The organism is Bradyrhizobium sp. (assembly GCF_016462955.1).
Taxonomy (GTDB): domain Bacteria; phylum Pseudomonadota; class Alphaproteobacteria; order Rhizobiales; family Xanthobacteraceae; genus Bradyrhizobium.
In genome coordinates this window covers 1-4208 of sequence record NZ_JAEMSD010000549.1, presented here as the reverse complement: position 1 = coordinate 4208, position 4208 = coordinate 1, and the positions used below count along the sequence as shown (strand labels likewise).

Here is a 4208-nt window from a genome sequence, read left to right as displayed (position 1 = left end):
CCTTTCCCCTGCGCGCCCTCGCCTGGCTCGGCGGCCAGGGCACCCGTGCGGTGGCGGCGATCGCCTTCATCGCGGTCGCGGTGCCGCCGCTCGGCGCACTGCTGCGCCCGTACGTCACGGAGGCGATCTTCCTCCTGCTCTGCATCTCCTTCATGCGCGTCGATCTCGTGGCGCTGCGCGGCCATCTGCGCCGGCCCGCGCTGGTCGCAGCCGCCACGGCCTGGACCACGATCGGCGTGCCGCTCATCGTCGCCCTCGCCGCCCACGCGACGGGGCTCTCCGCGACCTCGCCAGGCCTTGCTCTCGCGCTGATGCTCCAGGGCATGGCCTCGCCGATGATGGCGGCGCCGGCGCTTGCAGCGCTGATGGGCCTCGATGCCACGCTGGTGCTGGTCACCTTGGTGACCTCGACCGCGCTCGTGCCATTCACGGCCTCGCTCTACGCCAGCCTGTTTCTCGGCGACATGCTGAGCATCTCTCCGGCGATGCTCGGCTTGAAGCTGCTCGGCATCCTCGCCGCTTCGCTGCTGACCGCCACGATCATCCGCGGTCTGGCCGGTAGCGATGCGATCCAGCGCCACAAGCGGCCGATCGACGGCCTCAACATCATCACACTCCTCGTATTCGCCTCCGCAGTGATGGGCGACGTCGCAACCGACTTTCTCGCCGATCCGCTGTTCACGATCGCGGTCGCGCTGCTCGCCTTTGCGGTCTACTTCACTCTCCTCGCCGCAACCGCGCTGATCTTCCGGCGTGCCGGCACCGAGCGTGCGTTCGCGCTCGGCCTGATGGTGTCGCAGCGAAATCTCGGCCTGATGCTGGCGGCCACTGCCGGCGTGCTGCCGGCGACGACCTGGCTGTATTTCGCGCTGACGCAGTTTCCGATTCACCTGGCGCCGTACCTGCTGATGCCGATCGCAAGCCGCCTGGCGGCACGCCGCAATGCGTCCAGCGGAATGAAGGCCGACCTTCACCGGCTTGCGTCACACCAACGCAGCGGAGGAACATCGATTCAAGGTCCCGGTTGAGGCCAGTCACCGAAACGGAGGTTCGCGATGAAGTTCGCCATGATTGTGGTTCTCGGCTCGCTCGCCCTGGGCTCGGCAGCGAAGGCCGATCAGCCGGGACCTGACTGGATGCCAATGGAGCAAGTGAAAGCCAAGGTCATGGAATCAGGCTATTCGCAAGTGACAAAGCTCGAAGCCGACGATGGCCAGTGGGAGGGCGAAGGCGTCAAGAACGGCCAGAAGATGGAATTCCACGCCGATCCCAAGACCGGCGCCATCGTGCGCGAGAAACCGGACAAGTAAGCATCACCGCTCCGCTTCTGAGCGACGCCGGTCTCCGCCATTCCACCGTGGTCGGCAGGCTCAAGAGCAAGCGCTCTATCCTGCACGCGCCGCCCGCCGCAACGCCTGCGGAGGCTGGCCGAACGCGCGGATGAAGGCGCGCCGCATCCGTTCGGGATCGCGGAAGCCGGTCGTTTCCGCAACGCGCTCGATCGCCTCGCGCGAGGACTGCACGCGTTCGCGCGCGACTTCGAGCCTGAGCCGCTCGATCGCCTTGGACGGCGTCGTGCCGGTCTCGGCGGCAAAGGCGCGGGCGAAATGCCGGGCGCTCATGCCGGCGCGATCGGCGAGGTCCTCCACGGTCAGTGGCGCATCGAGATTTTCACGCGCCCAGGACAGCAGCGCGCCGAAGCGGCCGTTCGGCGTCTTCAGCTCCAGCAGCGAGGAGAATTGCGACTGGCCGCCGCTGCGACGGTGGTAGAGCACGAGTTGGCGCGCGGTCGCTTGCGCGACCTCCTCGCCATGGTCCTCGGTGATCATCGCGAGTGCGAGATCGATCCCGGCGGTGATGCCCGCCGACGTCCAGACATTGCCGTCCCGCGTGAAGATCTGGTCGGGCTCGAACTTGACCTTCGGATAGCGCGCCACGAAATCGCGCGTCCGTCTCCAATGGGTGGTGGCGCGGCGGCCGTCGAGAAGTCCCGCCTCGGCGAGCACGAAGGCGCCCGAGCAGACGCTCGCAACGCGCATGCCGCGCTTCGCCACCCGCTGGACGAAGGCCCGCGTGACCTCGCAGCGTGCGGCGTCGGAAACACCCGCGCCGCCGGCCACGACCAGCGTCGTGATCGCATTCGCCGCCTTGAAGTCACGCGCCATCATCTCGACACCAGACGAGCTGCGCACCAGCCCCGGCCTCGCCGCCAGCACGCGGATGGCCGGCGCCTTGCCGATGCTTCGCGCCGCGATCTCGAACGCCGAGATCGGGCCTGCTGCGTCGAGCAGCTGAAAGTCCGGGAAGACCAGGATTCCGATCATCGGCCAGCCCACAAGGATATGTCCGAAAGCGAGGGAATTATGCCATTTCGGACAGAAGGGCACCATGTCATCCTGCTCCCGTCAAGTGCATTGTCGGAGGCTCCCATGTCGTCACCGCTTCAGATTGGAATCCTGGTTTTCCCGCGCGTCACCCAGCTCGACTTCACCGGGCCGTTGCAGGTGTTCGCGATGGTTCCCGGCGCAAAGCTGCACCTGATCTGGAAGACGATCGAGCCGGTGCCCAGCGATTCCGTCCTGATGCTGACGCCGACCAGGAGCTTTGCGGATTGCCCCCAACTCGACGTCATCTGCGTGCCCGGCGGTCAGGGCACCAACGACCTGCTCAACGATGAGGAGGTGCTGGATTTCCTGCGCCGGCAGGCTGAGGGGGCCAAATACGTCACCTCGGTCTGCACGGGATCTCTGGCGCTCGGCGCCGCCGGCCTGCTGAAGGGCTACCGCGCGGCCACCCATTGGAGTGCGATGGAGATGCTGAGCCAGTTTGGCGCGACACCGACCAAGACACGCGTCTGCATCGACCGCAACCGCATCACCGGCGGCGGCGTCACCGCAGGCATCGATTTCGCCCTCACGCTGGTCTCGGTCATGGTCGATCGCACCACGGCGGAGGCGATCCAGCTTCAGATGGAATACAACCCGGCCCCGCCGTTCCATTCCGGCTCACCCGACACCGCGCCGGCCGAAGTGCTGGCGCTGCTGAGGGAGCGCGGCGCGCAAAACCAGGCGCAGCGGCTCGAGGCGGTGAAGCGGGCGGCGGAACGCGCTGCGTCCGGGGCAAGAAACGTCGGGTAAGTCCTCGACAGAAAAAGGCCGCCCGGTTTCCCAGGCGGCCTTTCCTGTCTTACGGCGGCTGCACATTCACATCGGGCGATTTGGGAGCTTCCAGACCGGGGGCCTATCTCCCGATCGAGTCCCTTCCTCGGCGGCCGCTGCATCTCGGGACAGTCGCGAGCTGTTGCCCGAACCGAACGCGATGGTCTCCCATCTCCGCAAGATGGGATCATTCAGCCGCATCGCCCGCCGCAATGCAACGCCTACGCAGGCGACGTCCCCGCTGTTACCGTTGTCCACAGCGACGCGACGCGGATGCATGTGCATCCGCTTCGAAGAACGACGTTCGTTGATGGATCGGAAGGCTAGCCGGGCGTCCAGGGCTGATAGTCGCCGGTCGCCTTGGGACGCTTGCCGCTGGCGAGCGTCGAGCCGGAGGGCCGGTAGGCCTTGGCCGTGCCGGTCAGATTCGGCTGGTGCGGCTTTTCCCACTCGCGCGGCTGATAGTCGATCTCGGTCGGCGGGGTATCGACGACGTGATGCATCCAGCCATGCCAGGACGGTGGAATCCGGCTCGCTTCGGCGTAACCGTTGTAGATCACCCATCGCCGCTCGAAGCCGAGCGCCGGATCGATCGCGCCGCCCCGGGTGCGGTAGTATCGGTTCCCCTGCTCGTCCTGGCCGACCAGCTCCCCATACCGGCTGGTCCAGAGTTGGGTGCCAAACGTCTGGCCATTCCACCAGGTGAAGAACTTGAGGAAGAATTGTTTCATGCGGCGCGGGCCCTGCTTGGTCGGGCCCTGATGCCACCCGGGCGACGAAATGTCCAGTTCGGCCAGCTTTCACGATGTGCAACCGCACCTCCATGATCGCAAATCGGACACGAACCGTTCATGCCGGGTACAGCGTGCGCGCAGGAGGCTCAATTCCCGCGCGACCGGCACGATCCCCAGGAACTCCTGCCCAATCATGGGGTTTGCTTGAGGGAAAAGGAGTTAAACCATGAACAGTTTGAAAGTTTTGAGTGCTGCAGCAGCGCTGGCGCTCGTTCTACCCATGACCTCGCCTAGCTTTGCGCAGGGAGGGGGTCCC

5 protein-coding genes are annotated in these 4208 nt (G+C 66.0%); 3 read left to right on the top strand and 2 right to left on the bottom strand.

Features of this window, described 5'->3' with window-relative positions; genetic code table 11:
- Nucleotides 1-8 precede the first annotated feature (8 nt).
- Together JHD07_RS34085 and JHD07_RS34080 are read left to right on the top strand one after the other, a co-directional pair.
- Complete coding sequence (locus JHD07_RS34085) at nt 9-1028, top strand: Na+-dependent transporter (RefSeq protein WP_291630150.1); 1020 nt, start codon at nt 9-11, stop codon at nt 1026-1028.
- A gap of 27 nt (nt 1029-1055) precedes the next feature.
- Nucleotides 1056-1310 carry a PepSY domain-containing protein gene (locus JHD07_RS34080; RefSeq protein WP_291630148.1) on the top strand — a complete coding sequence of 85 codons (255 nt, stop codon included), beginning with the start codon at nt 1056-1058 and terminating at the stop codon, nt 1308-1310.
- Nucleotides 1311-1385: 75 nt separating this feature from the next.
- On the opposite strand, the gene JHD07_RS34075 is transcribed toward JHD07_RS34080, so the two are convergent.
- A complete protein-coding gene (locus JHD07_RS34075) occupies nt 1386-2324 on the bottom strand; it encodes a GlxA family transcriptional regulator (RefSeq protein ID WP_291630146.1) in 939 nt (312 codons plus the stop codon).
- 105 nt (nt 2325-2429) lie between these two features.
- On the opposite strand from JHD07_RS34075, the gene JHD07_RS34070 reads away from it, so the two are divergent.
- Entirely contained in the window at nt 2430-3137 is a 708-nt protein-coding gene (locus JHD07_RS34070) for a DJ-1/PfpI family protein (RefSeq protein WP_291630144.1), read from the top strand.
- 344 nt (nt 3138-3481) lie between these two features.
- On the opposite strand, the gene JHD07_RS34065 is transcribed toward JHD07_RS34070, so the two are convergent.
- Entirely contained in the window at nt 3482-3889 is a 408-nt protein-coding gene (locus tag JHD07_RS34065) for an NADH:ubiquinone oxidoreductase subunit NDUFA12 (RefSeq protein ID WP_291630142.1), read from the bottom strand.
- Nucleotides 3890-4208 lie beyond the last annotated feature (319 nt).

Excerpts from the sequence above, each read along its gene's own strand:
- JHD07_RS34080 (WP_291630148.1), top strand. The coding sequence starts at position 1,056 with ATGAAGTTCGCCATGATTGTGGTTCTCGGCTCGCTCGCCCTGGGCTCG.
- JHD07_RS34075 (WP_291630146.1), bottom strand. The coding sequence starts at position 2,324 with ATGATCGGAATCCTGGTCTTCCCGGACTTTCAGCTGCTCGACGCAGCA.
- JHD07_RS34070 (WP_291630144.1), top strand. The coding sequence starts at position 2,430 with ATGTCGTCACCGCTTCAGATTGGAATCCTGGTTTTCCCGCGCGTCACC.
- JHD07_RS34065 (WP_291630142.1), bottom strand. The coding sequence starts at position 3,889 with ATGAAACAATTCTTCCTCAAGTTCTTCACCTGGTGGAATGGCCAGACG.